The organism is Natrialba taiwanensis DSM 12281 (genome assembly GCF_000337595.1).
In the GTDB taxonomy this organism is placed as follows: domain Archaea; phylum Halobacteriota; class Halobacteria; order Halobacteriales; family Natrialbaceae; genus Natrialba; species Natrialba taiwanensis.
On sequence record NZ_AOIL01000048.1, the window covers coordinates 148,208 to 168,486 of the forward strand.

The 20,279-nt window shown below is 63.9% G+C and carries 24 protein-coding genes and 1 pseudogene; 8 read left to right on the top strand and 17 right to left on the bottom strand.

Annotation, left to right across the window (positions count from 1 at the left end):
* Nucleotides 1–35: 35 nt before the first annotated feature.
* A complete protein-coding gene (locus tag C484_RS12845) occupies nt 36–374 on the bottom strand; it encodes a cupin domain-containing protein (protein WP_006826350.1) in 339 nt (112 codons plus the stop codon).
* A gap of 125 nt (nt 375–499) precedes the next feature.
* Between C484_RS12845 and C484_RS22375 the strand changes: the two genes are divergently transcribed.
* Nucleotides 500–979 carry a GNAT family N-acetyltransferase gene (locus tag C484_RS22375; protein WP_204366382.1) on the top strand — a complete coding sequence of 160 codons (480 nt, stop codon included), beginning with the start codon at nt 500–502 and terminating at the stop codon, nt 977–979.
* A gap of 153 nt (nt 980–1,132) precedes the next feature.
* Nucleotides 1,133–1,597 carry an ATP-binding protein gene (locus tag C484_RS12850; RefSeq protein WP_006826352.1) on the top strand — a complete coding sequence of 155 codons (465 nt, stop codon included), beginning with the start codon at nt 1,133–1,135 and terminating at the stop codon, nt 1,595–1,597.
* 52 nt (nt 1,598–1,649) lie between these two features.
* Here C484_RS12850 and C484_RS12855 read toward each other — a convergent pair whose 3' ends face one another.
* The 5 genes from C484_RS12855 to C484_RS12875 form a co-directional block, all read right to left on the bottom strand.
* Nucleotides 1,650–2,498, bottom strand: a complete 849-nt coding sequence (locus C484_RS12855; protein ID WP_006826353.1) for a hypothetical protein — start codon at nt 2,496–2,498, stop codon at nt 1,650–1,652.
* 137 nt (nt 2,499–2,635) lie between these two features.
* Complete coding sequence (locus C484_RS12860; RefSeq protein WP_006826354.1) at nt 2,636–3,676, bottom strand: dipeptide epimerase; 1,041 nt, start codon at nt 3,674–3,676, stop codon at nt 2,636–2,638.
* Entirely contained in the window at nt 3,673–4,689 is a 1,017-nt protein-coding gene (locus C484_RS12865; protein ID WP_006826355.1) for a DUF1611 domain-containing protein, read from the bottom strand. The genes C484_RS12860 and C484_RS12865 overlap by 4 nt, the downstream gene beginning before the upstream one ends.
* A gap of 61 nt (nt 4,690–4,750) precedes the next feature.
* Nucleotides 4,751–5,689 (bottom strand): Vms1/Ankzf1 family peptidyl-tRNA hydrolase, encoded by a 939-nt coding sequence (locus C484_RS12870; RefSeq protein WP_006826356.1) that lies wholly within the window; start codon nt 5,687–5,689, stop codon nt 4,751–4,753.
* An 84-nt stretch (nt 5,690–5,773) separates the two neighbouring features.
* The gene (locus C484_RS12875) at nt 5,774–6,202 is read right to left on the bottom strand and encodes a DUF5802 family protein (RefSeq protein WP_006826357.1); all 429 of its coding nucleotides are present in this window, start codon (nt 6,200–6,202) and stop codon (nt 5,774–5,776) included.
* A gap of 163 nt (nt 6,203–6,365) precedes the next feature.
* On the opposite strand from C484_RS12875, the gene C484_RS12880 reads away from it, so the two are divergent.
* Entirely contained in the window at nt 6,366–6,788 is a 423-nt protein-coding gene (locus C484_RS12880; RefSeq protein ID WP_006826359.1) for an ester cyclase, read from the top strand.
* A gap of 328 nt (nt 6,789–7,116) precedes the next feature.
* On the opposite strand, the gene C484_RS12885 is transcribed toward C484_RS12880, so the two are convergent.
* From C484_RS12885 to dapA, 7 genes are all read right to left on the bottom strand, one after another.
* On the bottom strand, nt 7,117–8,226 hold the full coding sequence (locus C484_RS12885; protein WP_006826360.1) for a M20 family metallopeptidase: 1,110 nt from the start codon (nt 8,224–8,226) through the stop codon (nt 7,117–7,119).
* A gap of 1 nt (nt 8,227) precedes the next feature.
* Nucleotides 8,228–9,466, bottom strand: a complete 1,239-nt coding sequence (gene lysA, locus C484_RS12890; protein WP_006826361.1) for a diaminopimelate decarboxylase — start codon at nt 9,464–9,466, stop codon at nt 8,228–8,230.
* A 105-nt stretch (nt 9,467–9,571) separates the two neighbouring features.
* Nucleotides 9,572–9,838, bottom strand: coding sequence for a hypothetical protein (locus C484_RS12895; protein WP_006826362.1), 267 nt, complete (start codon nt 9,836–9,838; stop codon nt 9,572–9,574).
* A gap of 75 nt (nt 9,839–9,913) precedes the next feature.
* A complete protein-coding gene (locus C484_RS12900; protein WP_006826363.1) occupies nt 9,914–10,690 on the bottom strand; it encodes an aldo/keto reductase in 777 nt (258 codons plus the stop codon).
* A 90-nt stretch (nt 10,691–10,780) separates the two neighbouring features.
* Complete coding sequence (locus C484_RS12905; RefSeq protein ID WP_006826364.1) at nt 10,781–11,626, bottom strand: 2,3,4,5-tetrahydropyridine-2,6-dicarboxylate N-succinyltransferase; 846 nt, start codon at nt 11,624–11,626, stop codon at nt 10,781–10,783.
* Nucleotides 11,623–12,396, bottom strand: coding sequence for a 4-hydroxy-tetrahydrodipicolinate reductase (gene dapB, locus C484_RS12910; protein ID WP_006826365.1), 774 nt, complete (start codon nt 12,394–12,396; stop codon nt 11,623–11,625). Before dapB ends, C484_RS12905 begins: the two co-directional genes overlap by 4 nt.
* Nucleotides 12,393–13,367 (bottom strand): 4-hydroxy-tetrahydrodipicolinate synthase, encoded by a 975-nt coding sequence (gene dapA / locus C484_RS12915; protein ID WP_006826366.1) that lies wholly within the window; start codon nt 13,365–13,367, stop codon nt 12,393–12,395. Before dapA ends, dapB begins: the two co-directional genes overlap by 4 nt.
* A 395-nt stretch (nt 13,368–13,762) precedes the next feature.
* On the opposite strand from dapA, the gene C484_RS12925 reads away from it, so the two are divergent.
* Complete coding sequence (locus tag C484_RS12925; protein WP_006826368.1) at nt 13,763–14,587, top strand: M48 family metallopeptidase; 825 nt, start codon at nt 13,763–13,765, stop codon at nt 14,585–14,587.
* Between the two features lie 95 nt (nt 14,588–14,682).
* Nucleotides 14,683–15,180 carry a LabA-like NYN domain-containing protein gene (locus tag C484_RS12930; protein ID WP_006826369.1) on the top strand — a complete coding sequence of 166 codons (498 nt, stop codon included), beginning with the start codon at nt 14,683–14,685 and terminating at the stop codon, nt 15,178–15,180.
* A gap of 94 nt (nt 15,181–15,274) precedes the next feature.
* Here the strand turns inward: C484_RS12930 and C484_RS12935 are convergent, their stop codons facing one another.
* Nucleotides 15,275–15,463 carry a hypothetical protein gene (locus C484_RS12935; protein WP_006826370.1) on the bottom strand — a complete coding sequence of 63 codons (189 nt, stop codon included), beginning with the start codon at nt 15,461–15,463 and terminating at the stop codon, nt 15,275–15,277.
* A gap of 119 nt (nt 15,464–15,582) precedes the next feature.
* On the opposite strand from C484_RS12935, the pseudogene C484_RS12940 reads away from it, so the two are divergent.
* Together C484_RS12940 and C484_RS12945 are read left to right on the top strand one after the other, a co-directional pair.
* Nucleotides 15,583–16,177, top strand: a pseudogene (locus C484_RS12940) (PUA domain-containing protein).
* Between the two features lie 299 nt (nt 16,178–16,476).
* Nucleotides 16,477–17,235, top strand: coding sequence for a glucose 1-dehydrogenase (locus C484_RS12945; RefSeq protein ID WP_006826371.1), 759 nt, complete (start codon nt 16,477–16,479; stop codon nt 17,233–17,235).
* Between the two features lie 432 nt (nt 17,236–17,667).
* Here C484_RS12945 and C484_RS22385 read toward each other — a convergent pair whose 3' ends face one another.
* The 3 genes from C484_RS22385 to C484_RS12955 all read right to left on the bottom strand — a co-directional run bounded on the left by C484_RS22385 (nt 17,668) and on the right by C484_RS12955 (nt 19,540).
* Nucleotides 17,668–17,940, bottom strand: coding sequence for a hypothetical protein (locus C484_RS22385; protein WP_083867342.1), 273 nt, complete (start codon nt 17,938–17,940; stop codon nt 17,668–17,670).
* Between the two features lie 188 nt (nt 17,941–18,128).
* A complete protein-coding gene (locus C484_RS12950) occupies nt 18,129–18,812 on the bottom strand; it encodes a TetR/AcrR family transcriptional regulator (RefSeq protein WP_006826372.1) in 684 nt (227 codons plus the stop codon).
* 113 nt (nt 18,813–18,925) lie between these two features.
* Nucleotides 18,926–19,540 (bottom strand): HD domain-containing protein, encoded by a 615-nt coding sequence (locus tag C484_RS12955; protein ID WP_006826373.1) that lies wholly within the window; start codon nt 19,538–19,540, stop codon nt 18,926–18,928.
* A gap of 182 nt (nt 19,541–19,722) precedes the next feature.
* Between C484_RS12955 and C484_RS12960 the strand changes: the two genes are divergently transcribed.
* Nucleotides 19,723–20,112: a nascent polypeptide-associated complex protein gene (locus C484_RS12960; RefSeq protein WP_006826374.1), complete on the top strand. Its 390-nt coding sequence runs from the start codon at nt 19,723–19,725 to the stop codon at nt 20,110–20,112.
* The last annotated feature ends 167 nt before the right edge of the window (nt 20,113–20,279 follow it).

Sequence of the window (20,279 nt, forward strand, 5' to 3'; positions counted from 1 at the left end):
GAAATCAGTACAGCAGACCGTCTCACTTCGACAGATTACAGCGGTGCACCGACCAGCACGAGCTTCGCCCGCTCGTCGCCGCGATTGAAAACCTTCCGGCGCTCGTCCGGGTCGAGCCGCACGAGTTCGTCCGTCTCGAGCGTGAGCGTCTCGTCTTCCAATTCAACCTCGACGGTTCCGGAGACGACGTAGTAGATCTCCTCCTGGCCCGTCTCGGATTCGTCGTGTGCTTTCCCCTCCGCGCCGGGTTCGAGTTCGAGGACCGAGAACCCGAGGTGGTCGGTCCCGAGTTCGTCCTTGAGGAACCACATGCCGCCGTACTCTTCGGGAATGATCGATTCCGGATCGGTCTTCGTTGCCGTATCGTAGCTCATGCATGTGTCTTTGCGTTCGCAGTTCCTAAATCGATAGGGGAAGCGAGTGTGTAGACGATCACTTGACTGTATACGGGGAAGATTATATTATCTGACAGTACTTGGATATGGGTATACGTGATAGAATGCTGAGGATACGAAAAGCAACCGCTGTAGATTCAGAGGATATGATTCGAATACAGCGTGACTCGCTACAGTTGCAAGCAGTGAATGAATACTCTCCAGAGCAGTTAGCGTATATGACGGCAGTCGATGACGACCGTTCGTTGATCCCTCCAGATAAAATAAAGGCAGATAATTATAGATACATTGTCGCTGAGCAAGATGGACTATCCGTGGGATATGGTAGTCTAGATATTGACAAGGGATTATTGGCAGCAACGTTCGTTGATCCTTCTGTGGCTCGACAAGGGATCGGACGGACGATAGCTGAAGAATTACAATCGATTGCACAAGATAATGGCATACATCTGCTGAAAACATATGCTTCACTCAACGCAGCAGGATTTTATGAGCAATTGGGGTTTCAAAAACAGGATTGCGTGGATGTAGGTGGAGAGAGTGGACCTGATATTCCAAGTGTGCTAATGGAGAAGCAGCTTTGATCTACCCTATCTGGATGTGCTAAGCCACTTTCCGCGCTTTTAATCCACTCGACGCCAGCGTGCAGATGTTTGATGAAGTCGATGATGGCAGAACATCAGCGATGAGTGCCACCACCTATATACTCCACACGGCCGCTCCTAGAACTGCCACCCGTGATCGTCGTCATCTGCGGCCCACCCGGTGCCGGCAAAACGACTCTCGCTACCCGACTCCGGGAAACGCTCGCCGCCCGCGGGCAGCCGACTGAACTCGTTCACTCGGACGACTACTCGCGGCGCACCTACGACCGACTCTACGAGCGCGTTCGCGACGTGCCGGCGGGCACGATTGCGATCGTCGACGGAACCTTCTACCGGCGGTCGTGGCAGACGCAGTTTCGTACCCTCTCGACTGTGCGGTTCGTCCACGTCACCGCGAGCCTCGAGACGTGTCTCGAACGGAATCGCGAGCGCGACGACCCGATCGATGAGCAGGGGGTTCACGTCGTCTACCGCGAGTTCAGCGAGCCGGAGGCGGACGTTCGGATCGATACGGACGAGTGTCTAGCGGACGAGGCGGTCGCCCGGATTCTGGCCGCGATGCGGTCGTGGGAGTGGTTCGAGGGTCGAGAGGGGTGACGCGTAGACGCGACCGGTACAGCGACCGGCGCTCCAGCGATCGGGGTCAGAGTCAGTTCAACAGGGGAATCTCGTCCGGGAGGCGGTCGGGGGTTACCGCGTCCGGGAGGACCTCCCAGCCGAGTTCGTCCGCCCCGGGATCGGCGTCGGTCTCGAACCCGGCGTCGGCTGCGGACTCCCGGTCGCGGGCCGAGGCGGGCGGAGCGTCGTGGGCGTAGACGCCCTCGGGATGGTCGACGGCCCAGACGTGGAGCATACAGGGCGTTCGACACGGCAGGCTGAACTCGATGTCATCGGTCCCCTCGTAAACGTGCCGGTAGTACCACCAGGCGAAGCGCCCGGGAAGTCCGGTGTGGGCGTGCCAGGGCGAGCAGCGGCCCTCACTGCTGTCGTACACCGCCATCGGTTCGACAGCCTCGCCGTTCCGCGTCGCGATGAACATGACCCCAATCGCGCGCCAGGACCTGGTATCGACCAGCACCGATTCCGGTCGCTCGGGGTCCAGTACGGTTTCGTCGCCGATGAACTCCGGGGAGAGCCAGTGCGCGTAGCCGTTTTCCTCGGTCACGTCGAGCGTGTCGAAGTACGGCTTGAATCCCGCGTCGAGCAACGCGCCGACGGTCGGATACGTTTCCGCGAGCGTTTCCCGGACCGCCGACTGGAGTTCGGTCGTTGCCGGATGGTCGTCGGCACACCCTTCCATGGTCGTCCCCTCGCAGTGGGTCATACTCGGCTCGACGGTCGCGTCGGGACAATCGCCGGGCAGTGCCGGCGACGGCGCGGGGGCTGCGGTTTCGTCCGCGCTCGCTCGGTTCGTGCCGAGGACCGGCACTGCAGCCGCAGTCCCCGACGCTCGCAGTACCGTTCGTCGAGAGATTCCTGTCCGCTCACCGTCGGTCATGCCAGTGTGTGCCACGGCGACCGCCGTTGTAAACGATGGTGGCGATTCGAGAGACTGTGTTTCGGAGTAAAAGCACGCGTCAACAACGAAGCAAACGACTCGTAGCCGTGGATAAGCGAGAGCGGTTGGAGGCAGTGTTATTCGAGTCGTGCACCCGTTCCCGGCCGCTCGAGTTCAGCGAGCGCCAGCCGACCGTTCGGCATCGGGACGCCGTCGTAGGGGTCCGCATCGAGCAGGAGCGAGCCGTCGAGATCGACGTAATCGAGCAGTGGCGCGAGGTGGCAGGCGGCCGCGATCGAGGCGTTGGACTCGTTCATGCAGCCACACATCACCTGCAGTCCGTGAGCGCGGGCGGCGTGGATGATCCGTTTGGCCTCCCGGAGGCCGCCGCACTTCATGAGTTTCAGGTTCGCGATGTCATAGCGGTCCGCGATCCGCGGAACGTCCGCGACCGTGATACAGGATTCGTCGGCCGCGATCGGCAGCGCCGCGTTCTCGTAGACGAACCGTTGGCCCGCCGAGTTCTCGGCGGGGATCGGCTGCTCGACGAACGCGAGGTCGAACTCGGCGAGCCGGTCAATCTTCGAGACCGCCTCGCGGGGCGTCCAGGCCTCATTGGCATCGACGAAGAGTCGAACGTCGGGTGCGACCTCCCGGATCGTCCGAATAATCTTGATATCACGGTCCGTGCCGAGTTTGACCTTTAACGTGTCGTAGCCGCGTTCGAGGGCGGTTTCGGTCTTCTCGCGCATCGTCTCGACGTCGTCGATGCCGATCGTGTAGGAGGTTTCGAGGGTCTCCCGCGGATCGAGTCCCCAGTAGCGATACAGCGGCACGTCGAGTTGCGTCGCCGCGAGGTCGTGCACCGCGATGCTGACCGCACAGCGGGCGGCCGGGTTGCGCTCGACGGTTTCGCGCAGCCGGCGCTCGATGCGGGCGAGCTGGTGGGGGTCGTCCACGTCCTCGACGACTGCGAGCAGATCGGGCAGGACCGCTTCGACCGTCGCGGCGGTCTCGCCGTAGTGAGACGATGGGCCGGCACCGCCGATGCCGACGTTCCCCTCGTCGTCCTCGATGTGGACCGTCACGACCTCGGTCTCGGTCGTCGTCCCCCGCGAGATCGTAAACGGGAACTCGAGCGGCAGCGTTCGCCGCTGAAACGAGGTCTCGAGCGTCATAGCAGGCGCTCGAGTACGTCGTCGGTGTCCTCCCGGATCACGTCCGTCGCCGGGGCACCGAGTTCAGTTGCGAACTCGTCGATCGCCTGCGCCGCGGCGTCGTCCTCGAGTCCGGCCGTGTTGAGCGCGCCGGCGACGACATCAGCGTCGGAGACAGGCGCGGCGAGGCTTTCGTAGAGGTCGACGTATGTCTGAATCGAGGGCAGTGAGAACGACTCGTAGCCGTGGATAACCTCTTTGCCGGCGGTGTGACAGAGGACGAGTTCGTCTGGCATCGAGCCGTGCAGGATGCCGCAGGTGACCGCCGAGTAGGCGGGGTGGACGATGCTCCCCTGGCCCTCGACGAAGAGGTAGTCGTGCTCGTCACCAATCTCCATGATCATCTCCTCGACCGCGCCGGCGGTGAAGTCCGAGACGACCCGGTCAATCGGGTTCCCCCAGCCCTCGATCATGATCCCGGTCTGGCCTGTCGGAATCACGGCGGCGTCGTAGCCGGCCGCGCGGGCGTCGCGGGCGAGTTCCATCGTCGTCGTCATCTTCCCGACCGAGCAGTCGGTGCCGACGGTCAGGATGACCTCGGCGTCGACCTCGCCGGCGATGCCCTCGCTCACCGTCAGGTCTTCGGGCGGCTTGCGAACGTCCCGCAGGTCGCCGCCGTGTTCGGCCGCCAGCCGACTGAACTCGTCGTCGTCTTCGAGGAAGTGGTGCAGACCCGAGATCACGTCACAGTCGCGTTCGAGGGCGGCGCGGATGTCCTCGCGCCAACTGTCTTCGAGTCCGCCGCCGATAGGGGCGATGCCGATGATCAGGGCGTCGAGGTCGTCGTCGGCGAGAGCGTCCATGCCGGCGACGATGGGGGCGTCCTGAACGTCGGGGACGTAATCATTGACCTGCCCGCCTGCGGTCTCCCGGTCGAGAACGGCGGCGACGTCGTAATCGGCGTACCGGAGGATGCCGAGTGCGGTTTTGGCGCGGTCGGGAAACTGCTCGTGTGCGAGGATTGCGACGCGCATATCGAGGAATGGCCGTGGGGATACTTAATGATAGAGTTCGGTGAGGGGAGTACCAGTCCGGCTACAGGACGAACAGTGTCGTCGTCCAGAAGGTGCCGTAGGCGTTCTCAAGAGCTGATTTCGGATCGCCGGTCGCATCAACCGCTGCAGTTGCCGCCGGCTCGACGGCCGTCTCCTCGGCGAGCGTCTCGATGACGCCGCGTTGCCCGGTGAGAAAGAGGCGATCTATCTCGGTGTCGTCGTACACGTTAGCCAGTGTTTCCTGACACCGTTCGAGGTGAGCGTCGATCTGATCGTCGCGAATCCGCTCGAAGCGCGCCTGCGAAAACCCACCCTTGGAGTGGCTGCCCTTCACGTCGCTCTCGAAGCCCCGGTATTCGATGCGATCGTCGGCTTCGTAGACGCCGACTGCAAACAGGTCGGCCCTGACGACCGCGAGCGCGTAGCGTCCCGTCGGCAGGAACCACTCGAGATCGAGCGCGAACCGGTCCGTCCATCCCGCGGGCACGTCGCCCTCGTCGGGGAGAACCGGCGGATCGAGCGCGACGGAGACGAGGCCAGCGTCGTCGACACAGAGCAGGCAGGGCGCAGCGGCGTCGACGAGGACCGTCCGGTCGCCGAGCACGGCCGCGAGTTCGTCGTCCGGAGCGAACTCGTCGGACCCGGATTCTACGGCCGTTGTCACCGCTCCCTCCGGTCCCGTCCGAACCGACCGGAGCCTGTCGAGCACGTCGGCGAGGCGGCCACCGCAAAGCGTCTCGCGTCGCCTGAACGCGAGCGAGTCGTCCTCGTCGGCGTCGACGCGCTCGAGTTCGCCTTCGAGTTGGGCGATTCGGTCCTCGAGCCGGTTGACTCGCTCCTCGGCGTCCTGTCTGGCGGTCGTGGCTTCGGCTCGGCGGTCGGTTTCGGCCTCGTAGCGCGCCCGTAGCCGCTCGGTTTCGTCCTCGAGTTCGGCGATGCGCTCCTTGAGCGACGCGCGTCCGAGCAACTCATCGAGCATCTGACCGAACAGGTGCGACGAATGTACTTCTAGCTCCCGGTCTCCGTTCGCGTTGGGACCGTCAGCGGCTCCGATCGCGAGCGCTCACATGCCCGCGTTCCTGAACTCGTCATCGCCAGCGGGGCGATCGGTGTCGTCGCCATCGGTAGCCCGTGCCCAGGATACGGACGGGTCCCAGCCGTCGACGAACGAGAGTAACTGCGAGGCACACTCGCGACGGGCGAGTAGGACCTCGCGCAGGGATGGCGGGTTTCGAACATCCATGCCGTCGAGGAGCGTTTCGGGCAGCGCGAGCGTGTTCGTCGGGACGGCGCTGTCGCCGTGGACCGAGAAGTGCTGCGAGTCGAGTTTCATCACGAGCGGCGTTTCGAGCGATTCGATCCCCTCTCCGGTCGCGTACACCGCCTCGTTGATCCGCTCGTGTTGTTCGCTGTCCATTAGCGCGCGGTCGGCATCGGTTGGAGTCACGTAGAGTCGGCCGAGGTAGTAGCTTCGGGAGAACTCCTCGAACATGCTAGTTATACCCATGTTCCAGAGTACCATAACTATTGGCGAACACCCTTATACCGCACCGCAATCACGGACGATGTCGATCGCAAGCGGGTGGGTATCCGCCGCCGTATCGACGGAGGGTGGAACCTATTACCTATTTGGCCGTAGCCGATGACCGTCCCTCATGTCCGTAGACGACGAGCACAAAGCGATCGCAAAGCGGTATGTCGATGTCGTCTGGAACGACGGGGACATCGATGCGATGGATGACGTGCTTACCGACCAGCAGGTGTACCACGATCCGACAGGGTCCGGAGAGGAACCGCTCTCCGAGTTCAAGTCGTTCATTTCGAACTACCACGAGACGTTTCCGGACCTGCACTTCGAGGTCGAACACTACATGCGGGACGGGGACTACGTCGCGTTCTGGGGGCGGATAACGGGGACCCACGAAGGGCCGTTCATGGGTATCGAACCGACGGGCGAATCCGTCGAGATCATGGGCATCCACGTCGTTCGTATCGCGGACGGAAAAATCGCGGAACGGTGGGCGAACGTGGACCTCTTCGGGCTCCTCCAACAGATCGGACACGATCCGCTGGCCTGAGACGATCTGCTGCACCGAGTTCCCGGCACGCTCGTAGACGGTCGCGGGTGCGCCGGCACTGCCCGACAGCAGTTCGACTGAGAGAGTACGTGACGGCCGTTGCTGCGTTCCGACCGTGAACTCGTCCGGGTTGTATCCGCGGAATCAATACTCCTTTGCCGGTCGCTTCCCAAGCGGGCGTATGGTTGAGCGACTGTTCCCCGAAATCGCAACCGCGGGTCTCGTTCTCATTACGGTCGTCTGTCTCATCGGGCTGCTGTACCTCCTCGCGAAGCAGTAATTACACACCGCTCGCACGACGGCTGTGCGATCAGGTGTGCACTGACTTTCAGCGGCACCTCTCGCCGACGAGTTCGGCGAGCGTCGCTTCGAGTGCGTCCGCCGCGGCTTCGATGTCCGGGAGGCGGACGTACTCGCGCTCGGCGTGGGCGACAGCCCCCTCCTCGTCGGCGAGCACGCCCGGTCCGAAGACGACCGTCGGCGCGTCGGCCGCGAAGAAGCCGGCCTCGGTGGCCGCGCCGAACGGCCGGACCGCGCCGCCGCTTGCCGCCGCCAGGGCGCCGACCAGATCGGCGTCCTCGTCGGTCACGAACGCCTGCGGGAACGGCGTGTCGGGTCGGATGAGTTCGACCGAAATCTCGACATCGAATTCCGCTTGCACCCGGTCCGCGAGACACTCGGCCAGGTCATCGCGGAACGATGAACTCGTCTCCGGCGGGACGCTGCGCCGGTCGAACGTGAGTCGGCAGCGCTCGGGGACGCGGTTCGAGGCATCGCCGCCCTCAAGGGCGGTCGGCGTCAGTTTCGGTTCCCCGAGCACCGCGTCCTCGCCCGGTCCCGCCACCTCGTCGTAGTCTCGAAGCGCGTCGAGCACGTGCGAGAGCGCGGCGATCGGATTACGGTCAGCTGGTACGCTCGCGGCGTGGCCGCTCTCGCCCGTGATCGTCACAGTGCCCTCGCACTGCCCGCGGGCGGCGATGCAGACGTCGAGGCCCGTCGGTTCGCCGACGATGTACCCGTCCGCCGAGAGCCGCTCCTGGAGGCCCTCGGCACCGGTCATCAGCGTTTCCTCGTCGGTCGTGATCGCCAGCGTGAGCGTTCCAGTGGTCGGCTCGACGCGCAGGAACGCCGCGAGCAGCGCGGCGAGCGGTCCCTTGGCGTCGCAGGCTCCGCGGCCCCGGATCACGTCGCCGTCGCGCTCGTAGGGGACGTGCGGCGGTACCGTATCGATGTGCGTGTTGAGGACGATGTGGGGCCCATTGCCGGCGGCGTCACGCTCGCCGCCTCGCGTCGCGAGCACGTTCCCGAGGTCGTCAACCGTCGGCTCGTGACCGGCCTCCCGCAGCGTTTCGAGCATGAACTCGCGCATCTTGTCGACGTCCTCATGGGACGGAATCCGGACCGCGTCGGCGTGGAACGAGGCGATATCGAAGCCCATGTTACTCCCGTTCGACGCGGGTCACGTCGTCGAGGGTCTCCCGTCGGCGCACGACGCGGGCCTCGCCGTCCTCGAGTGCGACCTCCGCCGGCCGGGGCTGGGAGTGGAACTGGCTCGCCAGTTCGTAGCCGTAGGAACCCGCATTCCCGATGGCGATAACGTCCTCGCGCTCCGGGCGAGCGATCGGCCGGTCGTGGGCGAACACGTCCGCGCTGGTACAGACCGGGCCGCCGACGGTCACCGGTTCGGACTCGCGCTCGGGAGCGCTGACGTTCAGCATCGGGTGGTAGGAGCCGAACATCGCCGGGCGGATCAACGTCGCCAGGCTGGCGTCGACGCCGACGACCGTCGTCTCCGGTGCCTCCTTGATCGTGTTCACCTCGCTCAGGATGAGCGACGCGTCGGCGACGATGTACCGACCCGGTTCGAGTTTGAGCGTGGCGTCGAGTTCACCGACGGCGTCGCGGATCAGCTCCGACGTTTTTTCGAGGTCCAGCGGCTCGTCGTCCTCCCGGTAGGGAACGCCGTAGCCGCCGCCGACGTCGACGAATTCCAGGCTTTCGTCGCCGACGCGGCGGGCCATCTCGCCGACGCGCTCGATGGCCCGACAGTGCTCTTCGAGGCCCTCAGTCAGGACGCCGCTGCCCGCGTGGGCATGGAGGCCGACGAGGTCGAACTCGTCGCGGACGCGGTCGGCGACATCGGGGACGCGCTCGTAGGGGATGCCGAACTTCGCGTCCGCGCCGGTGGCGACCTTCTCGTGGTGGCCCGTGCCGATCCCGGGGTTGATGCGGATGGCGATGCGGCCGTCGTAGCCGCGCGCTTGCAGCCGGTCCAGCGTGTCCATCGCGCCGATGGTGATCGTCAGCCCCGGCGCGTCCTCGGCCAGGTCGGTCGCGTAATCGAGGTCGTGATCCGGCGGGTTGACGGCGGTGTACTGGAGCGTGTTCGGGTCTGCGCCGGCGTCGATCGAGCGCTTTAGTTCGCCCCAGGCCGCACACTCGATGTCGCCACCGGCCTCGAGGACGGCTTCGAGAACGGACTTGCCCGTGTGAGCCTTCGCGGCGTACATGACGTGGGCGTCGGGAAACGCCGACGAGAAACGGGCGTAGTTCTCCGTGACGCGGTCGAGATCGGTCACGTAAAGCGGCGTGTCGTACTCCTCGGCGAGGGACTCGAGTCGATCGTGGTCCCAGTCTGCGAGCCGGCGGACGGCCGGCGAATCCGCATGGGTGGTCATTGATCACCACAAGTGACCGGGAGGAGTCAAGGGTTTGGGTTTCGTGCCCGCGTCTCGCACGCCGGTTTCCGGGTGTCGGTTACTCTCGGCCACCACACGCCGGCATCAGTCAGTCCGTTCGTGATCCGCGTGCGTCCACGCGACGACGAGGCCGACGCCCATCACGCTGGCGGCGATCGGTTCGATCCACGGGGCGAGAATCGAGGGGATAGGTACGAGTTCATCGAGAAACAGTCCGGCGGCCGCACCCGCCAAAAAGACGCTGACACCGATCGTGCGGCGGACGGGCCAGCCTTCCCTCCGCGATCGGACGGCGGCGAGGCCGCAGGCGACGGCGAACAGTCCGAACACGACGGCCGATTCCCAGTTCACGTCACCTGATTGACCACACGGCGACTTGAACGCTCGGCTCGAGTTCGTCCGCGCGATTCCCGTTGCGATCGGGAATCACTCCGGAAAGAGTTCGTCGGTCCGCTCGATCGCGTCGATGCGCTCGCGTTCGGCCGGGTCGAGTTCGAGATCTTGGGCGTCGAGATTCGCCCGGAGATGCGCGGCGCTGCTGGCTTTCGGAATCGTCACGACGCCCTCCTTCGCGGCCAGCCAGGCGAGACAGACCGCTTCGGGCGTCGCGTTGTGATTTTCGGCGATATCGACGACCGCGTCGATCTCCCGCGCGCGACCGTTCGCGAGCGGCGAGTAGGCCACGAGCGGATAGCCGTGCTCGCGGGCGTGGGCGAGCAGGTCGTCTGGCTGAAACAGCGGGTGGAACTCGACCTGGTGAGCCGCGATCGGCGCGTCGAGAACGGCCTGCGCGGTCTCGAGTTCAGCACGGGAGAAGTTGCTGACGCCGACGGCGCGGATGGTGCCGGCGTCGCGACGGTCGTCGAAGGCCGGCAGCGTCTCGTCGGGGTCGTAGGTTTCGACGGGGCGGTGGACGTACAGCAGGTCAACCGACTCGAGCCCCAGGCGGTCGAGACTTTCCGCCGTCGTCCGGCGGACGTCGTCCGGCGCGAGGCTGTCGGCCCAGACTTTCGTCGCGATCGTCACGTCCTCGCGCGGGACGGCACTCCGGGCCAGACCCTCGCCGACGACGTCCTCGGTCCCGTATATCTGGGCCGTATCGAGGTGCCTGTAGCCGAGGTCGAGCGCCGTCGCGATCACGTCGGGGTCGTCGATCCCCATCGTCCCCAGACCGACGGGCGGGAGATCCAGCGGCGAAGCCATACCGAGTTCACGGACCGACAGTACATAAGTGAACTCGTCTCGCGGGCGGTGCGGATCACGGTCGAGTTCGGTCAGAAGAGTCCCGGGAGCTTATTCCCGCAGCGCGTCCTCGCGCTCGGTCGCCTCGAGCGTCTCCGTCTCCAGGTCGGTGGCGACGACGGCGGGCTTGTACGCGCCGCCCTCGAAGAGGTCGTGATCGCTGACCGAGGATTCGACGAATCGCGTGAACGCGCGCCGGTCCGCGGGTAGTTCGCCGTAGATGACCTCCTCCTCGACGAGGTCGTAGACCGGGATGCGCGGCGTCAGAAGGGTGTTCTCGCCGACGACGCTGTTCTCGCCGACGACGAACCCGCTCGTGACGCGACAGCCGGCCCCGAGCGAGACGTCGTCCTCGATGATGACGGGCGCGTTTTCGACCGGTTCCAGCACTCCCCCGATAAGGGTGTTCGCGCCGAGTTTGACGTTCGCGCCGATCTGAGCACAGGAGCCTACCGTATCGCAGGAGTCGACGAGCGTCCCGTCGCCGACGTGTGCGCCGATGTTGACGAACGCGGGGCTCATCAGGATGCAGTCGAAGCCGATGTGCGCGCCGCGGCGGACGACGGTGCCGTCGGGCGTGTTGCGGCTGCCGCGCGCGGCGTAGTCGCTCGAGTTCGCAAGCGGGAGCACGTCGTTGTACGTGACGCCGCCGTACTCGCGGGGTTCGGTCGCTCGCAGGCCGAAGTTAAGCAGGATGCCCTGCTTGACCCAGGCGTTTGCTTCCCACTTGCCGTTCCCGGTCGATCGCTTTTCGGCCGCGCGGATCTCGCCCTCCTCGAGCGCGTCGAGAAACGCATCGAGCGTCGCGACGGCATCCTCGCCGGCGCTGTCGGCGTCGAGTTCATCGTTGTCGTACTGTGTCCACAGGTCGTCGATTTCGGTTTCGAGTGCACTCATTCGTCGATCACATCCGCAAAGTCGTAGCTTCCCGCCTTCTGTCCGGCGATCCAGGCCGCCGCGTCGACTGCGCCGGCGGCGAAGACGCCCCGATCCTCGGCGCGGTGGGTCAGGCGAACCTCCTCGTGATTCCCCGCAAGCAGGATCTCGTGCTCGCCAGTGATGTCGCCCGCACGGAGCGCATGGACGCCGATCTCGCCCGCCTCGCGAGGGGCCTCCCCCTCGCGACCGTGCGCGCGCCCACTGAACTCGCCGTTGGCCTCGATTTCGGAAAGGAGCCGATTGGCGGTCCCGCTCGGGGCGTCCCGCTTCGCGTTGTGGTGAGTCTCGACGAGTTCAACGTCGTAGCCCGGCAGGCTCTTGACGGCGTCGCCGATGACGTTCACGAGCGCCTGAACGCCCCGAGCGAAGTTCGGCGCGCGGAGGACCGGAATCTCGCCGGCCGCGTCTTCGAGCGCAGCGAGCTGGTCGTCGTCGAAGCCGGTCGTGCCGGTGACGAACGCGACTTTGGCGTCCGCGCAGGCTCGGACGTACTCGGTCGCCGATTCGGGGCCGGTGAAGTCGATCACCGCCTGCGGTTCGTGTGCGGCCAGCAGCGACCCGAACTCGGACGCGGGGTCGACCGCGATGCCGTCGACTGTCTCGCCATCGGGCTCCCGGTTGACCGCGAACGCCACCTCGCAGTCGTCGCGATCTGCGACCGCGGCAATCACTTCACGGCCCATCCGGCCGGTCGCGCCGGTGACGCCGATTCGAGTCGTGGCCGTCATCGATCGCCTCCCGGTTCCGATTCCGACTCTGACTCCGACTCCGACTCCGACTCCGGTTCCGATTCCGCGTCGGCCACCGTCGTCTCGCGCTCGAGTTCGGCGAGCACCGCTTCGAGTTCGTCGCGGTGCTCCTCAGAGAGTCGGGACAGCGGCGGGCGCATCCGTGCGGGGCCGTACCCGCGAATCTGCATCGCCTCCTTGACCGGAATCGGGTTCGTCTCGACGAACAGGTCGCGGAACAGCGGCCCGAGTTCGTGGTGGATCTCTCGTGCGCGTGTGTAGTCGCCGTCAAGCGCCGCGCCGACCATCGCGCAGGTCCGTTCGGGCTCGATATTCGCGGCGACGCTGATCGTCCCGGTGCCGCCGACCGAGAGGGTCGGAAGGGTCAGCGCGTCGTCGCCCGAGAGCACGCTGAACTCGTCTTCGCGCGTGCGCTCTGCTATTTCGCCGATCTGTCCGAGGTCGCCGCTCGCAGCCTTGTAGCCGGCGATATTGTCGTGGCTCGCGAGGGAGACGGCGGTGTCGGGGTCGATCGATCGACCCGTCCGCGAGGGGACGTTGTAGACGATCTGCGGAAGGTCGACCGCGTCGGCGATCGTGCGGTAGTGCTCGATCAGGCCGCGCTGTTCGGGCTTGTTGTAGTACGGCGAGATAAGGAGCAAGCCGTCCGCACCGGCGTCGGCCGAGCGTTCGGAGAGTTCGAGCGCCTCGCGGGTGTTGTTCGACCCGGAGCCCGCGATGACGGGCACGTCGTCGACGGCCTCGATGACGGCTTCGACAACGCGGACGTGTTCCTCGTGGGTCAGCGTCGCGGATTCGCCGGTCGACCCGACGGGAACGAGACCGTCGACGCCCGCGGCCTCGAGTCGCTGTGCGTCCTGCTGGAGCGTTTCGAAATCGATTCGTTCGTCTTCGTCGAACGGCGTACACATTGCCGGGAAGACGCCGGAAAGGTTGAACTGTGTTGACATGGGTTCGGTGTGTGCTGTGAGGTGTCGCTGTGTCGTCTCTTTCTGTGTGTCGAGTCGTCGCCTCGAATCACTGCGGTAACCGATCGCACTCCGTCTCGATCACCGGGTTCGCGATCCGTCGCGTGCCGTCGAACCGTGCCCGAGACGGGATGCCACGCCGCCACGAGCACACTCACACGCGTTTCGGTTTCGATTTCGACAAGGTCGAAAAACGAGCGTTGCCGTCGCTCACGGCAGCTGCGACAGCCGGGCGAGCGACGAGACGCATACACGACTGACTGGCCTGCGACACCTTATCGATTGTGTTCACGACCCTATTAGCCGCGATAGATCCCTGCTACCGATGGACATACTTTTTCGCGAAACTTATCCCGTCGCATTACTTACAGGCGACCATGACAGACTTCGGTCTGAAGGTGCGGATGGCGATCGTCGGCTCGATCCTGTTCGCCTTTTACATGGTCGTCGGCCTCTTCGGCCTGGCGATGTTTGGGACGAAGGCGTGGCCGCTCGTTCTGCTCGGCCTGCTCGTCCTCCCGTTCATTCAGTACAAGATCGGCACCTGGTCGGCGACCAGAGGTGCCGAGGAGATGCCCGAGGAAGGCCAGTATCAGGAGATCCATCGGATGACCGAATCCCTCAGCCGGGATATGGGCATTGAGAAACCCACGCTGATGGTCCAGCAGATGGGCGTCCCCAACGCCTTCGCAACCGGCCGCAAGGGCAACGGCACCGTCGTCGTCTCGGCCGAACTCATGAGCCTCCTCCGGCGCGACGAACTCGAGGGCGTCATCGCACACGAACTCGCCCACATCAAGAACCGCGACGTCGTGACGATGGTCGTCGGGCAGTCGATCGGGATGATGGTCGGCTGGGTCGCCTATATGGTCTACATGATGGGCGATGACCGTAGCATCGGGAGCATCTTCGTCGGGATGATTATCTCGAACATCGCACAGATGTTCGTCATGGTCTTCGTTCTCGCCATCTCGCGGTACCGCGAGTACGTCGCCGACGAGGACGCCCGGCAGTACATCGGTAGCGGCGAACCGCTCGCCCGCGCGCTCGAAAAGATTTCCTCGGGTGCAGAGGGCCGCGAGTCGACGCTCGACGACAGCGTGAGCGCGCTGTGTATCTTCAACGCGGACCGCGGATTGCTCGAACGGCTGTTTGCGACGCATCCGCCGATGGAAAAGCGCCTCGAGAAACTCCGACAGTAGCGATCAGGCACACTGTTCGGTATCTCCGTCGCACTTACTCGTCTGCTGGCCCACGAACGACGCGATTTTTTAGGCTGCACGGCCCACCAGTAGTTGTGACCGATATCCATCCCGACCAGCGCGTCGCCGTTCTCGTCGACGCCCAGAACCTCTATCACTCCGCACAGAGCCTCCACAGCCGCAATATCGACTACTCTGCGCTCCTCTCGAAGGCCATCCAGGATCGACAGCTCACCCGTGCGATCGCTTACGTCATCCGTGCGGACGCACCGGAGGAGGAGAGTTTCTTCGATGCCCTCGTCGATATCGGCTTCGAGACGAAAATCAAGGACATCAAGACGTTCTCCGACGGCACGAAAAAGGCCGACTGGGACGTCGGGATGAGCCTCGACGCCGTAACGCTCGCCAACCACGTCGACACGATGGTGCTGTGTACCGGTGACGGTGACTTCTCACGACTCTGCTCGCACCTTGGTCACGAGGGCGTCCGCGTCGAAGTCATGGCGTTCGAATCCTCCACGGCTGACGAACTGATCGACGCATCCGATACGTTCCTCGATTTGGGCGACCGCCACGAGACGTTCCTGCTCTGACCGGCACGCTATCTCCGCCTCTGTGACTCCGTGGCTCTTGTGCTATGTGGATCCGTTTTCCCGGCACCCGCGCCACGAACGTGCCACGCAATCGTTACGACGGCGTTGCCGTCCGCGCGAAATCGATAGCAACCGCAACCGCTCCAAGCACCAGCGCCAGCCCCGATACAAAGAGAGCCACGGGATACCCGCCGGCGCTCGTCTGCAGGATCGACGGGCCGGCAAGAACCAACCCGCTGACCGCGAGGAGGACGGTTCCGAGAACGATCTGTACGACGTCCATTCACGGCCTACTACCAAACCGATGTATATAATAGCCCTGATTACCGTCAGGACACCTTTCACCTCGGCCCGACAGCGACGATCGAAGGGCTTTCGACTCGACACACGAAACCCCCTCCAATGAGCGAGCCAGCCGACGGGAACGCGGGCCTCTCGACGCTTCGGACCATCGCGGACTACCAGTTCGGCGCGGGCGCAGGCACGGCGCTCTTTCCACCCGCCGACTCACTCACCGTCAAACGAACCTCCTCCGGCCGACCACAGCAAGTCCACACCGAAGCCGGTCGTATCGTCTCCTTCGGAATTGACGGCCGCTTCACCNCCCGCCGACTCACTCACCGTCAAACGAACCTCCTCCGGCCGACCACAGCAAGTCCACACCGAAGCCGGTCGTATCGTCTCCTTCGGAATTGACGGCCGCTTCACCCTCGGTCTTGAGGGCGGTCGACGACTGGATGGCGCACTCGAACACCCCGCCTATCGCGTCGTCGTCGACGACGAGAGCGAACCGTTCGTCCGCGACGAAAAGAACGTCTTCGCCAAGTTCGTCCGCGAGACTGGCCCGGACATTCGACCCGGCGACGAAGTCCTCGTCGTCCACGAACGCGGCGAGGTCCTCGCCGTCGGCCGCGCCGAACTCGACGCCGCCGCCATCGAGGACTTCGAAACCGGAATGGCCGTGAACGTCCGAGAGGGCGCACCGGCCGCGGAATAACCGTCGTCCTCGAAACGACGACGGGCACAATCATACGAACAGCACACGATCACACGAGTTCTTCTGTCTCTCTGTCTCGTTCCGAACCTGACCCGAACAGCCACGCTACTGCTCTGACTGTCACGTCGCACGCTCCCACCCCTCCCTCTCTCTTTCTCGCTATCGCTATCGCTCTCGAACTCGAGCGACCGCTCGCACGACGTGCGATTCGAACTCCCCACGACGTGTGACGAGTTCGTCGCGGTGCCGACTCGCCGACACCAAAAGGACCATGTATTAACTAAACGTTCAGTCATATAATGGAAGCAGAGTTCACGAACGAGACTGCGATCGTCACCGGTGCTGGGTCCGGCATCGGCCGGGCATCCGCAGAACGGCTCGCAACGGCAGGTGCAGCAGTCGTCGTCGCCGACATTGACGCTGCTGGCGGCCACGAGACGGTCGACCGAATCGAAGATAGAGGCGGCGACGCCGTCTTTGTCGACGTTGACGTCACCGACGAAGACGATGTCGAACGGATGGTTGAGATTGCCATCAACGAGTTTGGGAGCCTCGATATCGCACACAACAACGCCGGCATCGAAGGGGAGACGGCCCCACTCACTGAACTCGAGTCGGCGCAGTGGCACCACGTGCTGGATATCAATCTCACCGGGGTCTGGCTGGGATTGAAACACGAGATTCCGGCGCTCATCGAGAGCGGCGGCGGAAGTATCGTGAACACGTCGTCGATCGCCGGACTCGTCGCGGACGGAACCGCACCGTACGTCGCGAGCAAGCACGCCGTCGTCGGATTGAGCAAGTCGGCCGCGATCCAGTACGCTGACGATGGCGTTCGCGTGAACGCGATCTGTCCCGGCGTGGTCAAAACGCCGATGGTCGAGCGAAGTCTCGAGGAGCACCCTGGCGCGATCGACCAGTTGACCGCTGACCAACCGCTCGGCCGAATGGCGACGCCGGCGGAAGTCGCAGACGCCGTCGCCTGGTTGGCATCGGACGAGGCGTCGTTTATCAACGGCCACTCGCTGCCGATCGACGGCGGACTGCTCGCGACGTAACTCCGACACCGTTTCGCCGTCGGACGGCGGGGCGTGTCCGGTCACGAACGCAATATGGGTCGAACACAGCCAGCGAATCGCACCGCTACCGCTCTCGAGAACTGCCGGTGTTTCGTGTTGTAATCCGAGCGGGGTGCCTTTTGCTTGGTCTCGACGACGCGGCCCCACTGCGCTTCATCGAGTTCAGTAATCGGTGCGGTGGCGTTGCCGGTGACGACGTTGTCGGCGGTGAACTCGAGTCGCCCGTCGTCCCGTAAGCGCGCCGGATTATTTTTATATTGAACGAATTTTCAAACCGGTGTCGATCGGTGTCCCGAACTCGAGTCGTAGAAGGCTCCTCGATAACAGCTAATGGTCCGCAACCGGAGGGTAATATAGAACGGTTCACATACCTTCTCCGCGACTCCCCGCCGGGCGATAAGTACAGGGCACTCAGATACCAGACACTGCGGAGAGAACAGTTCCGAGAAGACTCAGACAGGCGGCACCAACTAACGCAAAGAGGGCGGCAACAGAGATTTTAAACTCGTCAGGGTCGGTTTGGAGTGATTCGTAGCCAGCACTGACAATCATCCCACACCCACCGACTGCCATAAGCAGTATCGGTATACTCTGGTCGCCAGAAATGAGCGATCGCACTGCTGGGAACCCAAGAGACAGTCCAATTACTGCAAGAGCGCTGTTATAGATGTACAACCGTTCCATAGGCGTTTTATCAAACCTTGCTCACTAATAGCTGAGGGAAATCGTGTTCTTCCGTTTTGTTCGCATCTGTAGTGAACTATTAATTCAGTTCAGATAGGGGTAAAAACACTATGCGAATCGTTCTATGACATCCTTCTGGTCCACGCCCGATCAAGTCGGTCATCAACGATTCGTTGGCACGCTCGAGTTCAGGTCCCGTCGCTGTCGGGAGTCGCTGCCGTCGGCGATGCCGGCGCAGCATCGTCCACTTTCAACCGGCGTATCTGAGTCAACAGCGCGGCGCGAGCCGTCTCGATCGAGAACTCGTCGTTCGCCGTGAGTCGGCGCGTTCGAGTGCCAGTAAGCAACGAGAGGAAGAGTTCAGCCTCGAGATCGGGATCAACGGGCACGAACTCGCCGGACGTGATGCCGCGCTCGATGATCGACCGGAGTAGCGCTTTCAGTTCGCGGTCGGCTTTCAGGTACTGGGTTCGGGCGTCAGCGTCGTGTGGTGCGTTCACGCGGAGTTCGAACATCGCGAGTTGCACCCGATAGGGGTTGTCCGGCAGCGTTTCTGGAACGAGCGTGTCGATGAGCGTCCGGAGTTGCTCGTCCGGGGCGTCGTCGCTGACCTGAATCTCGGTGAGGAACTGTCCGAGTGCGTAGTCCAGAAAGTCAAGCAGTAACTCGTCTTTGCCGTCGTAGTGGTAGTACAGCAGCGATTTGCTGTTGTCGAACTCGTCGGCGATAGTCTGTATCGTGAGATCACCGTAGCCGTGGGTGCTAAGCGCCCGGTAGGTCGCCTCCATGATCTCTCGCTTGACCGGATCGAGGTCGTCTCCGATTCCCGTTTGCTCTCCGCTGTCGTCGGTAGTGTTTCGCTGTCGTGTCATTGTATTTCCGCCTGCCGCAGATCCGGCGGTCTCCCGCCGCCACGATCGTATTCGGACCATCCGCCGCCGGGTCGAGTAATCCCTTTCGTTCGGTTGTGGGCCCCTTCGACCCGTCAGAGCTGGCACTCCCGCCCGATCTCTCGTTCGTATCGCTCTTTGATCGCCTCGAACAACGATTCGCCGATCGGCGTCCGCAGTCGCGGCGCGGCCGTCGCGAAGAACTCGTCGAGATCGTCGAACTCGTTGAACTCGTCGGTCGGATCGCTTCCGTCGTATCGATTCGCGCGCTCGTACGTGAGCGCCTGGAGGCAGTTATCTACCAGGTCCATGTCCTTGACGAACCGAGAGACCGGCGTCTCGCGTTCTTCGTACTCCTCCCACAGGTGACACGGCTCGTCGTCCTGAAACGGGTCGAGAAGGTCGCCGATTGCATCCCGTTCTATCGTTTCTTTCGTCTCTGCGGTGATTCGTTGGTCGTCCGCCGTCGCTCTGGTTGCAACGTCGCCCGTTCGCGCCTCCGCGGCGTCGTGGACGACGGCCATCGCAACCGCTCGCTCGCGGTCGACCGCCTCACCCGCACGGTCGGCGTACAGCAGGCACAGCATCGCCGTGCCCCACGTGTGCGCTGCGACCGACTCCGGCGATTCGACGCCGCGAAGGTCCCATCCCGTCCGTGTCTCGTCTTTCAACTCGAGCAGTTCGAGCAGGGAGCCGAGTTCAGCGTCCATGGGGTCCCTGATGGGACCCTGGTGATTGAACGTATCGCTCTGGTGGAGGCGAACTGGCGGTCGGTATCGATACTGGCATCGATCGTCGGCACTGTCGGTGCGCGAGCGGGCGCAGTGACGGGAACGGACGGTTCGCAGGTGGAACGACAAAGTAAAAGGTCGCGGGTGGCGACGTGTCGGGTATGTTCGGAGGAGGCGGCGGACTCAATCCGCGCAAGATGGAACAGATGATGCAGCAGATGGGGATCGACGCCGAGGATGTCGACGCCGAGGAGGTAATCATTCGCACCGACGAGTACGATCTCGTCTTCAACGACGCCGAAGTCACCAAGATCGATGCTCGCGGCCAGGAGACCTACCAGATCATCGGCTCGCCGGAACAGGTCGAGTCCGGCTCGGCCGGCGGTGCCGGCGGCGACGCCGACGCCGACACCGACGGCGATGGCTCGTCCATCCCAGACGACGACGTCGAGATCGTCGCGATGCGAGCCGATGTCAGCGAGGACGAGGCTCGAACCGCACTCGAGGAGAACGACGGCGACCTCGCCGCGGCGGTCGAGGACCTCGAGTGAGCCGACCCGTGCAGCGAGGGGAATACGCGTGAGCGATTCTCCCAGCGGGACGGCTGCGCCGTCCGATCGGTCGCCGGTTCTCCTCGTGCGCGGCGACCGCGAGTTCCTCGTCCAGCCCGGCGAGGAGATGGGAACCGACCTCGGCATCATTGCTCAGATCGGAAGAG